Source organism: Janthinobacterium psychrotolerans, from assembly GCF_001677885.1.
Classification (GTDB): Bacteria; Pseudomonadota; Gammaproteobacteria; order Burkholderiales; family Burkholderiaceae_D; genus Janthinobacterium; species Janthinobacterium psychrotolerans.
In genome coordinates this window covers 128321-146786 of sequence record NZ_LOCQ01000048.1, presented here as the reverse complement: position 1 = coordinate 146786, position 18466 = coordinate 128321, and the positions used below count along the sequence as shown (strand labels likewise).

17 protein-coding genes are annotated in these 18466 nt (G+C 62.5%); 14 read left to right on the top strand and 3 right to left on the bottom strand.

Annotation, left to right across the window (positions count from 1 at the left end; genetic code table 11):
* The first annotated feature begins 42 nt into the window (after positions 1 to 42).
* Positions 43 to 927, top strand: a complete 885-nt coding sequence (locus ASR47_RS07465) for a LytTR family DNA-binding domain-containing protein (protein WP_245714286.1) — start codon at positions 43 to 45, stop codon at positions 925 to 927.
* Here ASR47_RS07465 and ASR47_RS07460 read toward each other — a convergent pair whose 3' ends face one another.
* Together ASR47_RS07460 and ASR47_RS07455 are read right to left on the bottom strand one after the other, a co-directional pair.
* Entirely contained in the window at positions 928 to 2517 is a 1590-nt protein-coding gene (locus ASR47_RS07460) for an alkaline phosphatase D family protein (protein WP_065307121.1), read from the bottom strand.
* A gap of 8 nt (positions 2518 to 2525) precedes the next feature.
* Complete coding sequence (locus tag ASR47_RS07455; protein ID WP_065307120.1) at positions 2526 to 2966, bottom strand: acyl-CoA thioesterase; 441 nt, start codon at positions 2964 to 2966, stop codon at positions 2526 to 2528.
* A 61-nt stretch (positions 2967 to 3027) separates the two neighbouring features.
* Here ASR47_RS07455 and ASR47_RS07450 point away from each other — a divergent pair, with 61 nt between their 5' ends.
* The 10 genes from ASR47_RS07450 to ASR47_RS07405 all read left to right on the top strand — a co-directional run bounded on the left by ASR47_RS07450 (position 3028) and on the right by ASR47_RS07405 (position 13360).
* The gene (locus tag ASR47_RS07450) at positions 3028 to 4875 is read left to right on the top strand and encodes an ABCB family ABC transporter ATP-binding protein/permease (RefSeq protein ID WP_065307152.1); all 1848 of its coding nucleotides are present in this window, start codon (positions 3028 to 3030) and stop codon (positions 4873 to 4875) included.
* Positions 4876 to 5080: 205 nt separating this feature from the next.
* The gene (locus ASR47_RS07445) at positions 5081 to 6037 is read left to right on the top strand and encodes an amino acid ABC transporter substrate-binding protein (protein WP_065307119.1); all 957 of its coding nucleotides are present in this window, start codon (positions 5081 to 5083) and stop codon (positions 6035 to 6037) included.
* A gap of 103 nt (positions 6038 to 6140) precedes the next feature.
* A complete protein-coding gene (locus tag ASR47_RS07440; RefSeq protein WP_065307118.1) occupies positions 6141 to 6890 on the top strand; it encodes an amino acid ABC transporter permease in 750 nt (249 codons plus the stop codon).
* A gap of 1 nt (position 6891) precedes the next feature.
* Positions 6892 to 7584: an amino acid ABC transporter permease gene (locus ASR47_RS07435; RefSeq protein WP_065307117.1), complete on the top strand. Its 693-nt coding sequence runs from the start codon at positions 6892 to 6894 to the stop codon at positions 7582 to 7584.
* A gap of 39 nt (positions 7585 to 7623) precedes the next feature.
* Positions 7624 to 8349, top strand: a complete 726-nt coding sequence (locus ASR47_RS07430) for an amino acid ABC transporter ATP-binding protein (protein ID WP_065307116.1) — start codon at positions 7624 to 7626, stop codon at positions 8347 to 8349.
* 156 nt (positions 8350 to 8505) lie between these two features.
* Positions 8506 to 9570: a dihydroorotase gene (gene pyrC / locus ASR47_RS07425; RefSeq protein ID WP_065307115.1), complete on the top strand. Its 1065-nt coding sequence runs from the start codon at positions 8506 to 8508 to the stop codon at positions 9568 to 9570.
* Between the two features lie 6 nt (positions 9571 to 9576).
* Complete coding sequence (locus tag ASR47_RS07420) at positions 9577 to 10377, top strand: DUF3025 domain-containing protein (RefSeq protein WP_065307114.1); 801 nt, start codon at positions 9577 to 9579, stop codon at positions 10375 to 10377.
* Positions 10378 to 10409: 32 nt separating this feature from the next.
* Complete coding sequence (locus tag ASR47_RS07415; protein ID WP_065307151.1) at positions 10410 to 11411, top strand: Gfo/Idh/MocA family protein; 1002 nt, start codon at positions 10410 to 10412, stop codon at positions 11409 to 11411.
* Complete coding sequence (locus ASR47_RS07410) at positions 11408 to 12619, top strand: MFS transporter (RefSeq protein ID WP_065307113.1); 1212 nt, start codon at positions 11408 to 11410, stop codon at positions 12617 to 12619. The genes ASR47_RS07415 and ASR47_RS07410 overlap by 4 nt, the downstream gene beginning before the upstream one ends.
* A 249-nt stretch (positions 12620 to 12868) precedes the next feature.
* Positions 12869 to 13360, top strand: a complete 492-nt coding sequence (locus ASR47_RS07405) for an REP-associated tyrosine transposase (RefSeq protein WP_065307112.1) — start codon at positions 12869 to 12871, stop codon at positions 13358 to 13360.
* A gap of 43 nt (positions 13361 to 13403) precedes the next feature.
* Here ASR47_RS07405 and recG read toward each other — a convergent pair whose 3' ends face one another.
* Complete coding sequence (gene recG, locus ASR47_RS07400; protein ID WP_065307111.1) at positions 13404 to 15515, bottom strand: ATP-dependent DNA helicase RecG; 2112 nt, start codon at positions 15513 to 15515, stop codon at positions 13404 to 13406.
* Between the two features lie 175 nt (positions 15516 to 15690).
* Here recG and queA point away from each other — a divergent pair, with 175 nt between their 5' ends.
* From queA to yajC, 3 genes are all read left to right on the top strand, one after another.
* Positions 15691 to 16746: a tRNA preQ1(34) S-adenosylmethionine ribosyltransferase-isomerase QueA gene (queA, locus tag ASR47_RS07395; protein WP_065307110.1), complete on the top strand. Its 1056-nt coding sequence runs from the start codon at positions 15691 to 15693 to the stop codon at positions 16744 to 16746.
* Position 16747: 1 nt separating this feature from the next.
* Positions 16748 to 17887: a tRNA guanosine(34) transglycosylase Tgt gene (tgt, locus tag ASR47_RS07390; protein ID WP_065307109.1), complete on the top strand. Its 1140-nt coding sequence runs from the start codon at positions 16748 to 16750 to the stop codon at positions 17885 to 17887.
* 241 nt (positions 17888 to 18128) lie between these two features.
* Positions 18129 to 18416, top strand: a complete 288-nt coding sequence (yajC, locus tag ASR47_RS07385) for a preprotein translocase subunit YajC (protein WP_065307150.1) — start codon at positions 18129 to 18131, stop codon at positions 18414 to 18416.
* Positions 18417 to 18466 lie beyond the last annotated feature (50 nt).

Genomic DNA, 18466 nt, shown 5'->3' with positions numbered 1-18466 from the left:
CCCGGGACGGCCGGTGGATCGTACAATCAGGCAACTAATTTTATGTCTGCCACCATGAGCGTGTCTTCCACCGATCTGTTGCAACGTTATCAACGCTGGCGCAGGTTCGCCGAGCCCGGTTTCTGGATCGTCTTGTATCTGCTGCAAACCTCGCTCAACTGCTGGATCAGCTGGTTGGATCGCGTCCGTACGCATGTCGCTACGCCGTTCTGGGAAGTGGCCTTGTGGGAATGGAGCAGCAACCTGGTCTTGCTGGCGCTGGTCCCGGTGGTGATTTTTGCCAATCAGCTGCGCCCGCTGCAGCTGGTATTCCAGCGCCAGAACCTGCGCTGGCACCTGGCGGCGTCCCTTATCTACAGCCTGGTGCATGTGCTGGCCATGGTGGCCCTGCGCAAACTGGTCTATTGGACACAGGGTGGCGATTACGATTTCGGCAGCTGGTGGCGCGAGCTGCCGTATGAATATATCAAGGATGTGCGCACTTACTTCTCGATCCTGCTGTTTGTCGGCTTTTACCAGTTGCTGCTGATGCGCTGGCAGGGCGAGGCGACTTTGCTGGGCGAACCGGACCAGGGGCCGGCGGTGGAACCGGTAGCCCAGCCGGAACGGTTTTTGGTGCGCAAGCTGGGCAAGGATTTTCTGCTGCCGGCGGCGGACATCGAATGGATACAGGCCTGGGGCAATTACGTGAACCTGCATGTGCGCGGCCATGACTATCCGCTGCGCTCGACCATGGCCGCCATTGAGCGTCGCCTCGACGCCACCCACTTTGTGCGCGTGCACCGCAGCTATATCGTCAATCTGGCTTTCGTCCACACCATCGTGCCGCTCGATTCGGGCGACGCACGCGCGATATTGACGACCGGCGGCGAGGTGCCGGTCAGCCGGCGCTACCGCGAGGCGCTGAAAAAAGTCGCGGTGGCCTGATCAGTTTTGCAGGCCGGCCTTGCCGTCCCGGACGGTAAAGCTGGCCAGGGTGGCGATGTGCGAGGCGCTGTCGCGCACATTGTCCAGGCCCTGGAACCAGGTGGTGGTTTTGGCGGGTGTAATCTCCATCAGCATGTAGCCGCGCTTGTCGCTGCGACCGTAGCGGATATGCGGATTCATCGCCACGTAGTCGTCGGTGCGCGATTGCGGGCGCGAACTGGACGTGATCGAAGTGCCGCAGAACTCGGTGGCCAGCAGCGGATTGGCGCGCGAGACGGGGCGCATGGCGTCGCGGCTCAGTTCGGTCGCATAGAATGTATGCACGTCGCCGGACAGCACCAGCGGATTGCGCGCGCCGCTCGCTTGCAGGGCGTCGAGCAGCTTCTGGCGCGCCACCGGATAGCCGTCCCAGCCGTCGGTCCAGATCCGTTCATCGCCGGGCCGCGTGATCGGCACCTGGCTCGATTGCGCCATCAGGGTCTGCTGGGCCAGGATATTCCAGCGCGCGGGCGACTTTGTCAGCCCTTCCTGCAGCCACTGTTCCTGCGCTGTGCCCAGCATGGTGCGCTGCGGTTTGCGCAAATCCGGGCAGTTTCGGGTCGTGACGGAATTGGAGCCGCCGCGGTTTGGCCTGGGACAGGCATGGTGGGTGCGGTACTGGCGGTCGTCGAGTACGTGAAACCGCGCCAGGCGGCCCCAGTCGTAGCGCTGGTAGATGCGCATATCGACAAAGCCGCGCCGGCCCAGCGGCAGCAGGCGCAGCGGCATATGCTCATAAAAGGCCTGGTAGGCGGCCGCGCGGCGCTGCAAAAAAGTGGGCGTGAGCAGCTCGTCGCGTTCGTTGCCGTAGTCATTGGCCACCTCATGGTCGTCCCAGGTGACGATCCACGGCGCCACCCGGTGTGCGCCCTGCAAATCCGCATCGCTTTTGTATTGCGCATAGCGGGCGCGGTACTGCTGCAGGTTGAAGCTTTCGTCGCGGCGCACGGCGCGCTGCGGATGCCGCAGCTGGTAGGCGCCCCATTCATAGATATAGTCGCCCAAAAACGCCACCAGGTCGGGCGCGGCCGCGGCGATATGCCGGTGCGCCGCATAGCTGCCGAACTCCCAGTGCTGGCACGACGCCACGGCCAGCTTCAGCGAGGCCGGCATGTCGGATGCAGGCGGGGCGGTGCGCGTGCGCCCGACCGGGCTGACGGCGTCGCCAAAGATAAAGCGGTACCAGTACCAGCGGCCAGGCGCCAGGTCCGTCACGTCCACATGCACGCTGTGCGCCAGTTCCGGCGTGGCCATCGCCTGGCCTTTGGCGACGATGCGCTGGAACGCCTCGTCGTCGGCCACTTCCCAGCGCACGGCCAGGGCGATGGCCGGCGTGGCGCCAGCGTTCAGCGGGTCGTGGTTGATGCGCGTCCAGATCACCACCGCGTCGGGCAGCGGCGAGCCGGAAGCGACGCCGAGCGCAAACGGATAGCCGGCGCCATTCATGCGCGTGGCGGCGCTGGCGCCGGCGCCGGTCAGCGCGCTGCCGGCGGCCGTCAGCGCGGCAATGCGTGCAGCGCTGGCGAGAAAAATGCGGCGCTGGCTATCCATGGCGTGGTTTATGGCGACAGCAGGGTTTCAATCGGCGGCACCTGGCGCGGCTTGCGGTCCGAGTCGGTGGCGACGTAGATCAGGGTCGCTTCGGTGACCTTCACGATGCACGCCTGCAGGCGGTTGCGCTCGGCATACACCTCCACATTGACGGTGATCGAGGTGTTGCCGACCTTGACGATCTCGGCGTAGAACGACAGCAGATCGCCGACGAACACGGGGTTTTTGAAGACGAAAGAGTTGACGGCGATGGTTGCGACCCGGCCGTTGGCGCGCCGCGTGGCCGGCAGCGAGCCGGCGATATCGACCTGCGCCATGATCCAGCCGCCGAATACGTCGCCGTAGACGTTGGCGTCCGATGGCGCTGGCATCATGCGCAGTTCGGGCATTTTGCCGGCGGGCAGGCCGGAGGCCAGGCAGTTGTCGGGGCGGGCGGGGGAGGTGCTCATCGTTTATTCTCATGAAAGGCTACAATTGTCCCGATTGAACCATAAAAAGCCGACCTTCGCCATGCGCCGCTCCCAGACATCTCCCCCACCTCGCTCGCCCGCCGCCGCCAGCCGCAGCGATTTTGCCACCCTGAAAACCTTGCTGCCGTATTTGTGGGTCTACAAATGGCGCGTGCTGCTGGCGCTGCTATGCCTGGTGGGCGCCAAGCTGGCCAATGTCGGCGTGCCCTTGATTCTGAAGAAACTGGTCGACGCCATGACGGTCACGGCCAGCCATCCGCAGGCGCTGCTGGTGTTGCCCGTCGCGCTGCTGGTGGCCTATGGTTTGCTGCGCGTGTCGACCACCCTGTTTACCGAGCTGCGCGAATTCCTGTTTGCCCGCGTCACCCAGCGCGCCGTGCGCACCATTGCCCTGCAGGTGTTTCGCCACCTGCATGCGCTGTCCCTGCGCTTTCACCTGAACCGCCAGACGGGCGGCATGACGCGCGATATCGAACGCGGCACGCGCAGCGTCGGTTCGCTCATTTCCTATACCCTGTTCAATATCCTGCCGACCCTGGTGGAAATCACCCTGGTGCTCGGCTACCTGGTGCTGCATTACGATATCTGGTTCACCGTCATCACGGCGGTGGCGCTGGTGTCGTATATCGCCTTTACCGTGCTGGTGACGAACTGGCGCACGCATTTTCGGCGCACCATGAACGACCTCGATTCCAAGGCCAACACGAAAGCCATCGATTCGCTGATCAACTACGAGACCGTCAAGTATTTTGGCAATGAAGACTACGAGGCGCGCCGCTATGACGAGGGCCTGCAGCGCTATGAGTCGGCCGCCGTCAAGTCGCAAACCTCGCTGTCGTTGCTGAACACGGGACAGTCGCTGATCATCGCCACGGCCGTCACCTTGATCCTCTGGCGCGCGACGGTGGGCGTGATCGCCGGCAGCATGACCCTGGGCGACCTGGTGCTGGTGAACGCCTTCATGATCCAGTTGTATATTCCGCTCAATTTCCTCGGCGTGATCTACCGCGAGATCAAGCAAAGCCTGGCCGACATGGAGCGTTTGTTCTCGCTGCTCGACGAGAACCGCGAGATCGCCGATACGCCGCAAGCCACGCCGCTGGTCACGCAAGGCGCGGCAGTGCGCTTTGCGCATGTGGACTTCAGCTACGAGGCCAAGCGCCAGATCCTGTTCGATGTCGACTTCCAGATCGCCGCCGGCACCACCACGGCGGTGGTCGGCCATAGCGGTTCGGGCAAGTCGACCTTGTCACGCCTGCTGTTTCGCTTCTATGAAGTCAATGAGGGCAGCATCACCATCGACGGCCAGGATTTAAGGATGATCACGCAGGACTCGCTGCGCGCGGCGATCGGCATCGTGCCGCAAGACACGGTGCTGTTCAACGACAGCATCGAATACAACATCGCCTACGGCAAGCCGGGCGCCAGCAAGCAAGCCATCGTGGCGGCGGCCAAGGCGGCGTCGATCCACGACTTCATCGAAAGCCTGCCGGACGGTTATGCGTCGATGGTGGGCGAACGTGGCTTGAAATTGTCGGGCGGCGAAAAACAGCGCGTGGCGATTGCCCGCACCTTGCTGAAAGACCCGGCGATTCTGATCTTCGACGAGGCCACCTCGGCGCTCGACTCGAAAGCGGAACAGGCGATCCAGGCGCAGTTGAAGGAGATCGCGAAGAACCGCACCACCCTGGTCATCGCGCACCGTTTGTCGACGGTGGCCGATGCGCAGCAAATTTTGGTGCTCGATCATGGCCGCATTGTCGAACGGGGCACGCATGCGCAATTGCTGGCGCTTGATGGCCTGTATGCGCAGATGTGGCAACGCCAGCAGGCCGGCCAGCGCGATGAGGAAGACAGCGACAGCGAAACATTGAGCCTGGCCAAATAAGTGCGTCGCTGTAAAACAGTAGGAAAAATGCTACAGCGACGGCACTTCACTGGTGCGCGGCGTCCCTATTCCGGTGAAACTGACTGTCAATCGAAGAAAAGGACTGGTAGGACGCTGAAAATGAAATAAAATTAATCCATTGGTGGCATTCGCACCCCAGTTGTTTCGTCCAGGCCTGGCCTGGTTTGTCCGCTCAGGAGACTCTATGAAATTGACCAAACTTTTCGCCACACTGCTCAGCGTCGGTGTTATCAGCAGCATGTCGCCAGCCCAGGCCCAGGAATTGACGGGCACCTTGGCCAAGATCAAAAAAGCCGGTTCCGTCACGCTCGGCGTGCGCGACGGCTCGGTACCGTTTTCCTATCTCGATGACAAGCAGCAGTACCAGGGTTATTCCATCGACCTGTGCATGAAGGTCGTCACGGCCCTGCAAAAACACCTGGGCCTGAGCGAACTGAAAGTGGTGATGAGCCCTGTCACCTCGGCCAACCGCATTCCGCTGATGGCCAACGGCACCATCGACCTCGAATGCGGCTCGACCACCAACAACCTGGAGCGCCAGCAGCAGGTCGCGTTCGCGCCGACCATGTTCGTGATCGCCAACCGCTTGCTGGCCAAGAAATCGTCGAACATCAAGAGCCTGGAAGACATGCGCGGCAAGACCCTGGTCGCCACCGCCGGCACCTCGACCGTCAAGCAGATGACGATCCTGAACAAGGAAAAAAACCTGGGCATGAATATCGCCATTGCCAAGGACCATCCTGAATCGTTCCTGATGCTCGAAACCGGCCGCGCCGTGGCCGAAGCCAACGACGACATCCTGCTCGCGTCGCAAGTGGCCAATTCGAAAACGCCGGGCGACTACGAGATCACCAAGGAAGCGCTGTCGGTCGAGCCGTACGGCATCATGATGCGCAAGAATGACCCGGCCTTCAAAAAGGTGGTCGACGATGCCTTGAGCCGCCTGTACAAGAGCGACGACATCAACCGCATTTATGCGAAATGGTTTACCTCGAATATCCCGCCTAAAAACATCAACCTGAATTTCCCGATGCCGCCGCAACTCAAGGCGGTCTTCGCCAATCCGACCGACTCGGGTGATCCGGCGGCCTACGCGGCCGTGCCGGAAGCGCAAAAAGCGTCGGACAAAAAGAAAAAATAACAGGACTGCGTGAAAAACCGGGAGGCGCAAGCCTCCCGTTTCATTTTGCGTGCGGCGGCCAGCCTGCTGGCCGCCGGTCGATGGCTGCATGGGAAGGATCAACATGAATTACAACTGGAATTGGCGCATCTTCTGGGAGACCTCTCCCGATGGTGTCGGCACGTATATGGACACTCTGTGGGCCGGCCTGACCTGGACCCTGGCCACGGCCGGCGTGGCCTGGATCATGGCCCTGATGCTCGGCCTGGTGATCGGCACCTTGCGCACCCTGCCCAACAAATGGGTGGTCGGCATCGCCAACGCGTACGTCGAACTGTTTCGCAACGTGCCGCTGCTGGTGCAGATGTTCCTGTGGTATTTCGTGATGCCGGAATTGCTGCCGGTGGACATGGGCAACTGGATCAAGTCGCTGCCGAACGCGCCGTTCGTCACGGCCGTGCTGTGCCTGGGCTTTTTCACCTCGTCGCGGGTGGCGGTGCAGGTCACGACCGGCATCGAAGCGCTGCCGCGCGGGCAAAAACTGGCCGGCACGGCGCTGGGATTGACCTTGCCGCAAACCTACCGCTTCATCCTGCTGCCGATGGCCGCGCGCGTGATCATGCCGCCCTTGACCAGCGAATTTTTGAACATCATCAAGAACAGTTCCGTGGCCTTGACCATCGGCCTGGTCGAGCTGACGGCCAGCGCGCGCGCCATCCAGGAGTTCTCGTTCCAGGTATTCGAAGCGTTTTCGGCCGCCACCATCATCTATGTCGCCGTCAATTTGCTGGTGGTGATCCTGATGGCGCTGATCGAGAGAAAGATCAGGATCCCCGGCTTTATTGTCGCCGGCAGCAAATCGGGAGGACACTGATATGTTCGGTAATTTCGACTTCGATGTCATCTCGCGTTCCTGGGTCTACCTGTTCCAGGTCGGCATGCTGTTTACCCTCAAGCTGACGGCGCTGTCCATGGTCGGCGGCATCGTGCTGGGCACCTTGCTGGCGCTGATGCGCCTGTCGAGCAGCCGTATTCTGTCGACCGTGGCGTCGAGCTACGTCAACCTGATACGCTCGATTCCGCTGGTGCTGGTGATCTTCTGGTTCTATTTCCTGGTGCCGTATATCGCCGCCTGGATCATCGGCGCCGACGAACCGGTCAAGGTGGGCGCGTTTTCGTCGGCCCTGATCACCTTCATCATGTTTGAAGCGGCCTATTACTGCGAGATCATGCGCAGCGGCATACAGTCGATTCCGCGCGGCCAGGTCTGGGCCGGCCAGGCGCTGGGCATGAACTACTACCAGACCATGGCCAATATCGTGCTGCCGCAGGCGTTCCGCAACATGATCCCGGTGCTGCTGACGCAGACCATCGTGCTGTTCCAGGACGTGTCGCTGGTGTACGTGCTGTCGATCCCCGATTTCGTCGGCGCCGCCTCGAAGATCGCCCAGCGCGATGGCCGCCTGGTGGAGATGTATGTGTTCGTGGCCGTCGTGTATTTCGTGCTGTGCTATGCCCTGTCGTTCCTGGTCAAGCGCCTGCAAAAGCGCGTCGCCATCATCCGTTAATTTTGGCAGCCCGGTGCTGACGTCTACAGAAAGAAAATGATGATTGAACTGAAAAATGTAAGCAAATGGTATGGCCAGTTCCAGGTACTGACCGACTGCAGTACCGACGTGTCGAAAGGCGACGTGATGGTCATCTGCGGCCCTTCGGGTTCGGGCAAGTCCACCCTGATCAAGACCGTCAATGGCCTCGAACCGATCCAGAAAGGACAGATCATTGTCGACAATATCGCAGTCAATGATCCGAAGACCAATCTGTCGAAACTGCGCGCGCGCATCGGCATGGTGTTCCAGAACTTCGAGCTGTTCCCGCACCTGAGCATCCGCGAAAACCTGACCATCGGCCAGATCAAGGTGCTGGGCCGCGGCGCCGACGAAGCCAACGCCAAGGGCCTGAAATACCTGGACCGCGTGGGCCTGCTGTCGCAGCAGGACAAGTTTCCCGGCCAGCTGTCGGGCGGCCAGCAGCAGCGCGTGGCGATCGCCCGCGCGCTGTCGATGGACCCGATCGCCATGCTGTTCGACGAGCCGACGTCGGCGCTCGATCCGGAAATGATCAACGAGGTGCTCGATGTGATGGTGGGCCTGGCGCAAGAGGGCATGACGATGATGGTCGTCACGCACGAAATGGGTTTTGCCAAGCGCGTCGCCAACCGCATCGTCTTCATGGACCAGGGCAAGATCATCGAAGACTGCAGCAAGGACGATTTCTTCACCACCACGCGCTCGGACCGGGCGCGCGATTTCCTGGCGAAGATCATTCACTAAGTTTTCTTTGCTCGTTAAAAACGGCCGGCATCCACCGGCCGTTTTTGCGTTAACGACGCGTCTGCGCATGGCTTGCCTCAGGTATTGCGGCCGCAAAGGCGGCCGTGTGGCTGGTAAAATGTCGTCATCCGCCATCACCGCCCGAGAGCTGCCGCCATGTCCACACCCGATCACACCCCGTCCGCCGTTCCTTCCTCGATCACCATCGCCCGCCCCGACGACTGGCACTTGCACCTGCGCGATGGCGCCGTGATGGCCAGCGTTTTGCCGCACAGCGCGCGCCAGTTCGGCCGCGCCATCGTGATGCCGAACCTCAAACCCCCGGTCACCACCACCGCCGACGCCGCCGCCTACCGCGAACGCATCCTGGCCGCCGTGCCGCCAGGCGTGAACTTCGATCCGCTGATGGTGCTGTACCTGACCAATAACACTTCGCCCGACGAAATCCGCCGCGCGCAGGACAGCGGCATCGTGCAGGCCGTGAAACTGTATCCGGCCGGCGCCACCACCAATTCCGACCTCGGCGTGACCGACCTGAAAAACTGCTACAAGGTGCTCGAAGTGATGCAGGAAGTGGGCATGCCTTTTCTTGTGCATGGCGAAGTGACCGATCCCGAGATCGATATTTTCGACCGCGAAGCCGTCTTCATCGAACGCGTGATGCGCCCGCTGCGCAGCAGCTTCCCGGCGTTGTCGGTGGTGTTCGAACACATCACCACCAAGGATGCGGCGCAGTACGTGGCCGAGGCCGAAGGCCCGATCGCCGCCACCATCACCGCCCACCACTTGCTGTACAACCGCAACGAGATCTTCAAGGGCGGCATCCGCCCTCATTACTACTGCCTGCCTATCCTCAAGCGCGAAGAGCACCGCCTGGCACTGATGACGGCGGCCGCCAGCGGCGACGAGCGCTTCTTCCTCGGCACCGACTCGGCGCCACATGCGCAGGGCGCCAAGGAAATGGCCTGCGGCTGCGCCGGCTGCTATACGGCCCTGCACGCGATGGAACTGTATGCCGAAGCGTTCGAGCGCGCCGGCGCGCTCGACAAGCTCGAAGCGTTCGCCAGCTTCCACGGCCCGGCCTTCTACGGCCTGCCGCGCAATACCGATACCATCACCCTCAAGCGCGAAAGCTGGACCTTGCCTGACTCGCTGCCGCTGGGCGACAGCCACGTGATTCCGCTCAATGCCGGCGAGCAGATCAACTGGAAGATGGTGTAAGCGCCCATGCTGCCATCGATAGACTGGACCCGCCCCTGGTACGCCACGGTGCTGCCGGCGCGGGGGCGGCTGGATTTGCAGCGCCACACGGTGATCGAGGCGCTGAACGGGCAGGCGCGCGCGCTGGACCTGCGCAATCCATCGGGCTTGCCGCTGGGCTTCGTGCCGCAAGCGGAGCTGCCCGAAGGCGTGGCGTATGAAGAGTTCATCGGCGCCACCGGCGGCGTGCCCACGCGCGACAATCTGCACGACTTTTTCAATGCGCTGGTGTGGCTGACCTTCCCGCTGATCAAGCGCCAGTTGAACGCCTTGCAGGCGGCGCAGATCGCCTTGTCGGGCGTCGGCAAATCGCGCGGGCCGGCGCGCGATGGCGCGACGATTTTCGATGAAAATTCGGCCCTGCTGGTGCTGCGCGACAGCGAAGCCGGCCACGCCCTGGACGCCGCCTTGCGCGCGCACGACTGGCACGGCGTGTTTGTCGACCAGCGCGCGCGGTTTGATGCCAAAGGCGACGCCGATGTCTGGCTGTTCGGCCATGCGCTGATGGAAAAACTGGTGGCGCCCTACAAGGCGATTACCGCGCATACGCGCGTGGTGTTTGCCGGCGACGACTACTTTGCGCTGGACGAGATGGCGCGCCGCGCCTGGCTCGACCAGCGAGTCGCGCAGGACCTGGTGCGGCAAGGCCTGAGCACGGCCGATTTCACGCCCCTGCCGGTGCTCGGCATTCCCGGCTGGTGGCCGCAGCAGGACGCGCAGTTTTATGGAGACACGACGGTTTTTCGCCCGAAGCGCAAAGCCGCATGATAATCAACGCGCAGCAGCGCGAAAGGACAGGCATGGAGCAGGTGATACGGTGGGGCATACTCGGTACCGGCAAGATCGCCCAGGCGATGGCGGCGGCCTTGCGCGATGTGCCCGGTGCCCAGCTGGTGGCGGTGGCCTCGCGCGGCGCTGACAGTGCCCGGCGTTTCGGCGCGCAGTTTGGCATCGAACGTTGCCATGCTTCCTACCAGGCGCTGGCCGACGACGCCGCTGTCGACCTGATCTATATCGCCACGCCGCATACCCTGCATGCCAAAAACGCGCTGATGTGCCTGGCCGCCGGCAAGCATGTGCTGTGCGAAAAGCCGTTCACCATGAACGCGCGCGAAGCGCAAGGCGTGATCACCCTGGCGCGCGAGAACAAGCGGTTTCTGATGGAAGCCATGTGGAGCCGCTTCCTGCCGGCGGTGCAGGAGGCGCGGCGCCTGATCGCCAGCGGAGAGATCGGCACGGTGCAGCAGCTGCAGGCCGATATCGGCTTTGTCGCCGATTTCCCGCCCGAGCATCGCTTGCTCAATCCACTGCTTGGCGGCGGCGCGCTGCTCGACATCGGCATCTATCCGCTGTCGATGGCGGCATTCTTCCTTGGCCCGGTGTCGCAGGTACAGACCCTGGCCGAGATGGGGCCGACCGGCGTCGACGAGCAGGCCGTCTTCAGCCTGCTGCACGAAGGCGGCGGCAGTTCTTCCTGCGCCTGCACCATGCGCGCCTTGAGCCCGACCGAACTGACGATCACCGGCACCCTGGGCCGCATCCGGCTGCCGGGCCGCTTCTACAAGCCCGATCACCTGGTCGTCGAACCGCTCGATGGCGAGCGCCGAGTGGTGGCCGCTCCCTACCTCGGCAATGGCTACACCCACGAGGCGATCGAAGCGATGCGCTGCATTCGCGCCGGCCTGCTGGAAAGTCCCCTGATGCCGCATGCGGAAACGCTGGCGCTGATGGCCGTGCTCGACACCATGCGCGGCCAGGTGGGCATGCTCTACGACGCCGATCACGCGATGGTGGCAGCATGAATACCGCATCGCGCCCGAGCCTGAAAACCGTGCTGATCGCCAGCGGCGTCGTGTTGACGCTGGCGATGGGCGTGCGCCATGGCCTCGGTTTCTGGATGCAGCCGATCTCGCAGGCCAATGGCTGGACGCGCGAAACCTATTCGCTGGCGATGGCCCTGCAAAACCTGATGTGGGGTGTGTTCGGCCCGTTCGCCGGCATGGCGGCCGATCGTTTCGGCACCATGCGCGTGGTGATTGTCGGCGCCATCAGCTATATGGCCGGCCTGGTCTGGATGGCGACGGTCAGCCAACCGACGCTGTTCATTATCGGCTCGGGCGTATTGATCGGCCTGGCGCTGGCGTGTACCGCGTTTGGCGCCATCAGCGGCATCGTCGGGCGCAGCGCGCCGCCCGAACAGCGCTCGTGGGCCTTCGGCATTTCGTCGGCGGCCGGCTCGTTCGGCCAGTTTTTGATGATGCCGATCGAGCAGCAGCTCATTTCGGCCGTCGGCTGGCAGAACGCCTTCTTTACCCTGGCCGCGCTGGTGGTGGCGGCCATGATCCCGATGGCCTTCTGGCTGCGCGAGCCGCCCGTCACGCACAGCGGCGGCGCCCAGCAAAGCATTGGCGAAGCGTTCGGCGAGGCGATCGGCAACCGCTCGTTCTGGCTGCTGCTGGCCGGCTATTTCGTGTGCGGCTTCCAGCTGGTCTTCATCGGCGTGCACCTGCCGGCTTATTTGAAAGACCAGGGCCTGATGAACCCGAATATTGCGGTGACGGCGCTGGCGCTGATCGGCCTGTTCAATATTTTCGGCTCCTACTACGCGGGTAAACTCGGCGGCAAATTCGCCAAGCGCCATTTGCTGTCGGCCATCTACCTGTCGCGCGCGGCCGTGATCGGCCTGTTCCTGCTCGCGCCCCTGTCGGCCTGGACGGTGTACCTGTTTGCCGCCGGCATGGGCGTGCTGTGGCTGTCGACGGTGCCGCTGACGAACGGCATTATCGCCGGTATCTTCGGCGTCAAGCACCTGTCGATGCTGGCCGGCATGGTCTTCTTCTCGCACCAGGTCGGCAGTTTCCTGGGCGCCTGGCTCGGCGGCTTCCTGTACGAGCGCATGGGCAATTACAGCGCGGTGTGGATCATCACCATCGCCCTGGGCCTGCTGGCGGCATTGATCAACCTGCCGATCGACGAACGCGCCGCCCGGCGCACGGTGGCCGCATCATGAGCACGCGGCGCATCTGGCTGTGGCGAGTGGTGAGCGCCGTGGTACTGGGCGCGGTGTTCATGGCCTATCTGCGGCCCGACTTCATGCTCGACCTGGCGAACCGGTTCTGGATGTGCATGTAGGCTGTGGTGGCGCAAGTGTGCTGACGGTTTGTCGGGTTATGCTGAACGTCGGATTGCGCTGAACGTCGGATTAGGCCAGAGGCCGTAATCCGACAACAGCCGACAACAGCCTGCAACGCCACAGACCATGCGATACCGACGCACATTCCAGCCCGGCGGCAGCTTTTTCTTTACGGTGGTGATGGCCCATCGGCGGCCGATCTTTGCTTCTGCCGATGCGGTTGCTCTGCTGCGCGAGGCGTTCAGGGTGGTGCGCAAAGCGCGGCCTTTCGATATCGACGCCATCGTTGTTTTGCCCGACCATCTGCACTGTATCTGGACGCTCCCCGATGGCGATGCCGATTTCATGACACGCTGGAGGCTGATCAAGACGTGGTTCAGCAAACACTCGGCATTCAAGAATATATGGCAGCACCGCTACTGGGAGCATCTGCTGCGCGATGAACGCGATTTTGAACATCACGTCGACTATATCCATTTCAATCCGGTCAGGCATGGCTTGGCAAACCGCGTCGTGGAGTGGCCGTATTCGAGTTTTCACCGGTATGTGGCGCGAGGGATTTATGCGGCGGATTGGGGTGGGGCGTTTTTGGAGAGGGTGGGAGTAGGCAGGCAGTGAGGCCAACACAGTTGTCGGATTACGCGCGGAGCGCTAATCCGACCTACACTTTCAGGAACTCTTCCTTGTTGCCGAGCCAGCGCGCCAGGTGGGCTTCCACCGTGGCGGCGCTGGCCGGCGTGGCGGCGTGCAGCAGCTCGTGCGCCACGTCGCGCGCCTGGTCCACCAGCCATTGATCGGTTTCCAGGTCGGCGAAGCGCAGCATCGCCTGGCCGGACTGGCGCGCGCCGAGGAATTCGCCGGGGCCGCGGATTTCCAGGTCGCGGCGGGCGATTTCAAAGCCGTCGGTGGTTTCGCGCATGGTCATCAGGCGCTGGCGCGCCACGCCGCCCAGCGGACCCTGGTACAGCAGCAGGCAGACGCTGGCCGCCGTGCCGCGGCCGACGCGCCCGCGCAGCTGGTGCAGCTGCGACAAACCGAAACGCTCGGCGTGTTCGATCACCATCAATGACGCATTGGGCACATCGACGCCGACCTCGATCACGGTGGTGGCCACCAGCACGTGCAGCTGGCCGGCGATAAAGGCGTCCATCACTTCCTGTTTTTCGGCCGGCTTCAGGCGGCCGTGCACCAGGCCCACCTGCAGCGCGGGCAGGGCTTCGGCCAGCATCATGCAGGTGTCGGTGGCCGTTTGCAGCTGCAGCGCTTCGGACTCCTCGATCAGCGGACAGACCCAGTACACCTGCCGGCCTTCCAGCGCGGCCGCATACACGCGGGCGATCACCTCGTCGCGCCGGTTCTGGTCGATGGCGCGCGTGACGATCGGGCTGCGCCCGGGCGGCAGCTCGTCGATCACCGACACTTCCAGGTCGGCGTAATAGGTCATGGCCAGGGTGCGCGGGATCGGCGTGGCCGACATCATCAGCTGATGCGGCACGGCCGCGCTGTCGCCCTTGTTGCGCAGGGTCAGGCGCTGGCCGACGCCGAAACGGTGCTGCTCGTCGACGATCACCAGGCCCAGTTTTGAAAACTGCACATTGTCCTGGATCAGCGCATGCGTGCCGATCACCAGCTGCGCCTCGCCCGATTCGATCAGGGCCAGCGACGCCGTCTTTTCCTTTTTTTTCAGGCTGCCGGTCAGCCAGGCGACCTTGACGCCCAGCGGTTCCAACCAGGCGGCGATCTTGCGGAAGTGCTGTTCGGCCAGGATCTCGGTCGGCGCCATCAATGCCGCCTGGTAGCCGCTGTCGATCGCCTGCGTGGCCGACAGGGCCGCCACCACCGTCTTGCCGCTGCCCACATCGCCTTGCAGCAATCGCTGCATCGGATACGGCTGGCGCAGGTCGGCGCGGATTTCGTCGAGCACGCGCGCCTGGGCGCCGGTCAGCCTGAACGGCAGGGCGTTTTGAAAGGCGGTCGACAGGCTGCCGACGAACGGCAGGGCGGCCGCGCCCTTGGAGCGGCGCGCGTACTGGGCGCGTTTGAGCGACAACTGCTGGGCCAGCAGTTCATCGAACTTCATGCGCACCCAGGCCGGGTGCGAGCGGTCCATCAGCGCGCTTTCATCGATCTGCTGCGGTGGATAATGCAACAGGCGCACGGCCGCCTGGAACGGCGAGAGCTGCATCTGGCGCAGCAGCGATTCGGGCAAGGTATCGGTCCAGTCGATGCGCTTCATCGCCTCGGCAATCGCGCGGCGCAGCACATGCTGCGACAGGCCTTCGCCGGACGGATAGACGGGTGTCAGGGCGGTTGGCAGCGGCGCGCCTTCGTTGACCACTTTATAGACCGGATGGACCATTTCGGCGCCGAAAAATCCATGCTTGAGCTCGGCGCGCGCGCGTACCCGCGTGCCTTCGGCCAATTGTTTCACTTGGCTGCCGTAGAAATTCATGAAGCGCAGCAGCAGGTCGCCCGTCTCGTCGGCGATGGTGACAAGCAACTGCTTGCGCGGTTTGAAGCTGACTTCGCACTTGCTGACCACGCCTTCGACCTGCCATGACTCGCCGCCGCGCAGACAGGCGTCGCGTATGGTGTAGACACGGGTTTCGTCTTCGTAGCGCATCGGCAGGTGCAGCACCAGGTCCATATCGGTGCGCAGGCCCAGCCTTGCCAGTTTCGTTTCCGTGCTGACCACTTTCTTGACGGCTTTGGGCTTGGACGCGGGCTTGCTTGCTGGCGGCAGATCGGGCGTTGCGGACGGGAAATCAGGCATATAAGAGATTTTGTTGCCGCTAGCGTAAAATAGAGGGTTGTCCGGCACACCCTGTGCGTACCGCGGAGAAAATCTTGCGGCGGATTATTGTAATGCCTGTATAGGCGCACAGTATAGTGCCACACGCCGCATTGCGCACTCCTAATCATTGTTACGTACTTTTCAAGCAAAACGCATGTATTCGCTTTCCGATTTCGATTTCAATTTGCCGCAAGAAAATATTGCGCAAACTCCCCTGGCCCAGCGCAGCGCCTCGCGCCTGTTGCATCTGGACGGCGACACCGTGGTCGACCGCAGCTTTGCCGACATCGTCAACCTGCTGCAAGCCGGCGACCTGCTGGTGATGAACGATACGCGCGTGCTGAAAGCGCGCTTCTTCGGCGTCAAGGAAAGCGGCGGCAAGATCGAGGCCCTGGTCGAGCGCGTGCTCGATGAGCGCACCGTGCTGGCCCAGGTGCGCGCCTCGAAGTCGCCGCCGCCGGGCTGCCGCATCCGCCTGGCCGACGCCTTTGACGTGACGGTGGGCCAGCGCGCCGGCGAATTTTTCACCTTGCACTTCGAGGCCGACGTATTCGAGCTGATCGAGGCGCATGGCCGGCTGCCGCTGCCACCGTATATCGAGCACGATGCCGACGAGTTCGACGAAACGCGCTATCAAACGGTGTTCAACAAGGTGCCGGGCGCGGTCGCCGCGCCGACCGCCGGCCTGCATTTCGACCAGGCCCTGCTCGACCAGCTGAAAGCCAAGGGCGTCAATTTCGCCTATGTGACCCTGCACGTGGGCGCCGGCACCTTCCAGCCGGTGCGCACCGAAGTGCTGGCCGAGCACAAGATGCATACCGAGTGGTACACCATGCCGCAGGACACCGTGGACGCCGTGCGCGCCACGCAGGCAGCCGGCCGCGATGTGGTGGCCGTCGGCACCACCAGCCTGCGCGCGCTGGAGTCGGCTTCGCAAAGCGGCCAGCTGCAGGCGGGCAGCGCCGATACGGCCCTGTTCATCACGCCCGGCTATGCCTTCAAGACCGTCACGCGGCTGATCACCAATTTCCATTTGCCCAAGTCGACCCTGCTGATGCTGGTGTCGGCCTTTGCCGGCTATGAACCGATCCGCCATGCCTACGCGCATGCGATCGCGCAACACTACCGTTTCTTCAGCTATGGCGATGCGATGCTGCTGACCACGCAATCGCGCGCTCCCCTGAACATCACCCCTTCCGTGAAAGACTGACATGCTGGAATTTACTCTACTCAAGACCGACACGAGCGGCCTCACCAAGGCCCGCCGCGGCACCTTGAAACTGAACCACGGCGTCGTGCAGACGCCGATCTTCATGCCAGTGGGCACTTACGGTTCAGTAAAAGCCATGTCGCCGCTGGAACTGAACGAGATCGACGCGCAGATTATCCTTGGCAACACCTTCCACTTGTGGCTGCGTCCGGGCAATACCGTGATGGAAAAATTCGGCGGCCTGCACGGCTTCATGGGCTGGAACAAGCCGATTTTGACGGACTCGGGCGGCTTCCAGGTGTTTTCGCTGGGCGCCATGCGCAAGATCACGGAAGAGGGTGTGCATTTCAATTCGCCCATCAACGGCGACAAACTGTTCCTGTCGCCGGAAGTGTCGATGCAGGTGCAGCGCGTATTAAATTCCGACATCGTGATGCAGTTCGACGAATGCACGCCGTATGAAATCCAGGGCCGCCCGGCCACCCTGGAAGAAGCGGCCAAGTCGATGCGCATGTCGCTGCGCTGGGCGCAGCGCTCGAAGGATGAATTCCACCGTGGCGAAAACCCGAATGCGCTGTTCGGCATCGTGCAGGGCGGCATGTTCGAAATGTTGCGCGACGAGTCGCTGGCCAAGCTCGAAGAGATCGATTTCCCCGGCATCGCCATCGGCGGCCTGTCGGTCGGCGAGCCGAAGGAAGACATGATGCGCATGCTGGCCCACGTCGGCCCGCGCCTGCCGGCCAACAAGCCGCACTACCTGATGGGCGTCGGCACGCCGGAAGACCTGGTGGCCGGGGTCTCGAACGGCATCGACATGTTCGACTGCGTGATGCCGACGCGTAACGCGCGCAATGGCTGGCTGTTTACGCGTTTCGGCGACATCAAGATCAAGAACGCCAAGTACAAGGAAGACCAGGCGCCGCTCGACGAGACCTGCGGCTGCTACGCCTGCCGCAACTTTTCGCGCGCCTACCTGCACCATCTGCACCGCTCCAAGGAAATCCTCGGCGCGCGCCTGAACACCATCCATAACCTGCATTACTACCTGGACCTGATGCGCCAGATGCGCGAAGCGCTCGATGAAGACCGTTTCCACGCATTTACCTTGCAGTTCCACGCTGAACGCGCACGCGGAACTTAAGAAATCCTTAGAGCCAGCACAACAGCGGCCTGGCCGTATGTTTTCCGTCTTGCCGCTTGGTTTGGGGTGCCAAAGCATTGCATAATGCTTTTTTAGCCCCATTTGGAGCTGCCATGCCTGCATTTAGGCAAGGTGGACGACAGCCGATGCTAGAATACAGCGCTATTTTTCCAAACTGATTAGAACTGGAGTCACCGTGTTTTTCATTTCCAACGCTTACGCGCAAGCCCCTGCCGATGCCATGGGCCTCGGCAGCAACCTGACCAGCTTTTTGCCGCTGGTATTGATGTTCGTGGTCATGTATTTCCTGATGATCCGCCCACAGCAAAAACGCGCCAAAGAACAGCGGGCGATGATGGACGCGCTGGCCAAGGGCGACGAAGTCGTTACCTCCGGCGGCATGCTGGGCCGTGTTGTCAAGGTGGTGGACGCTTACGTCACCATCGAAGTGGCCAGCGGCACCGAAATCATGGTGCAGAAGAGCTCCATTACCACCTTGCTGCCTAAAGGCACCCTGAAGGCGCTGTAATTATTGTCGTCATCAAGTGACATGGGCGGCTATCCGCCGCCCATTGTGCC